The organism is Gammaproteobacteria bacterium (assembly GCA_035279405.1).
In the GTDB taxonomy this organism is placed as follows: domain Bacteria; phylum Pseudomonadota; class Gammaproteobacteria; order Natronospirales; family REEB76; genus REEB76.
Window position 1 is genome coordinate 1 of record DATEHU010000007.1, and the last position, 1579, is coordinate 1579.

1 protein-coding gene is annotated in these 1579 nt (G+C 62.8%); it reads left to right on the top strand.

Going from position 1 to position 1579, the window contains the following annotated elements:
- The coding region (locus tag VJR90_00080) for a class I SAM-dependent methyltransferase (protein ID HKV95877.1) at positions 1-580 on the top strand (580 nt) is incomplete at its 5' end.
- Positions 581-1579: the final 999 nt, after the last annotated feature.

Sequence of the window (1579 nt, forward strand, 5' to 3'; positions counted from 1 at the left end):
GGCCAACGCGCGCTTCTTCGTCGGCGACGTCGAGGGAGACGACCTGCGCGGCCCCTACGACCACGCGTTCGCGCGCTTCGGCACCATGTTCTTCGAGATGCCGGGCGCGGCGATGCGCAACGTGCGCAGGGCGCTCAAGCCCGGCGGGACGTTCATGCAGATCGTGTGGCGGCGGCGCGAGGAGAACCCGTGGCTGCACGAGGCCGAGCTGCGCGTGAAGAAGATCGTTCCCGTGGTGTCGCACGAGGAGACCGACCAGGTGCACTGCGGCCCGGGCCCTTTCTCGATGGCCGGGCCCGACCTGGTGAGCGGCATGCTGCGCGGCGCGGGCTTCGAGCGCATCGCCTTCGAGCGCTACGACTGCGACATCTGCATCGGCCGCGACCTCGACGACGCCATCGCCTTCGCCATGGCCCTGGGACCGGCGGGCGAAGCGATCCGGCTCGCGGGCGCGGAAGGCGAGAAGCGCAAGCCGCAAGTGATCGCGGCCCTCGAGGACGCGCTCGCGCCCTTCGTGCGCGGCGACGGCGTCTGGGCACCGTCCTCCACCTGGTTCATCACCGCGCAGAACCCCGGCTGACCGAGGCGCGCCCGGGCTCGCGCGGTACAGTTCTCCGAAACGGCGGACCGAAACGCCGCCACGCGAACGAATCGCCCGTCCACTGTCAGGAAAATCCTGACAGCAGGATGCGGGTGGCTACCACTCCGGTTGGCAACCTCGCGCTAGGTCGACGGCGCAACCTTGCAAGGATTTGGGTGTACCTTACACGGTCAGATGATATTACGTTAGCGCGCGCGAAATGGCGGAGATCCAGTACTACGGCACCCATGACGAGGCAATCGCGCTCGCCTGCCATCTGGTCGAGGCCTTCGAGTCCTCTATTTACGTCGACAATGCGCCGACGCCCAAGCCACGTTCGATACGACAGCGAGAGGACATTGCACAGCTTTTCTCGCTTCCGATAGTGCCGCTGCTGCATATCACATCGCCCATGTGGAGCCTTGTTCCGTTAACCACAACGGAAATACATGCAAATGACGGAAGGCATTTCTTCTCTATCGATCAGCGCTACGGTGGTCCTTCATTCCTGTGGTCGGTACCGCAGGCCATTCTTTCAACGGGCAGACGCTTGCTCAGAGTCGGTTCATTTGGTGATTGGCCTTCTTACTATTTGAACAAGGGCTCTCCAGCGGCCATAGCACGCCCGAAGAAGATGCAGGAGGTATATCAGTTGGTAGTGCGTCGTATTCGTGCGGGGTCCGTGCGGAGTCGTTGGCTCAGCGGAAGAGCAGGCCCTTGGGTCAGTCCTGGCGCTCTCACAAAAATGCGTGAAGGCTACGAGCTGTCTGCAGGCCAGAAGCTCAGGGTACCCGCGCGCCCGCTAACAACCGCATCTACCCGGACGCGCGCAAGAGCAGCGCGCGCCGGCAATGCGGGACGTTAGGCGTCATACACTTCCGCTCGGTCAGCTTTGGAGAGGAGAATGGCACTACCCATGTTTGTGCTTGTGCAGTTCAACGTGAAGAGCTTTCCGGAGTACTTCGAGCACTATGGCTCACTGATGAGCGCGGAAGTAGC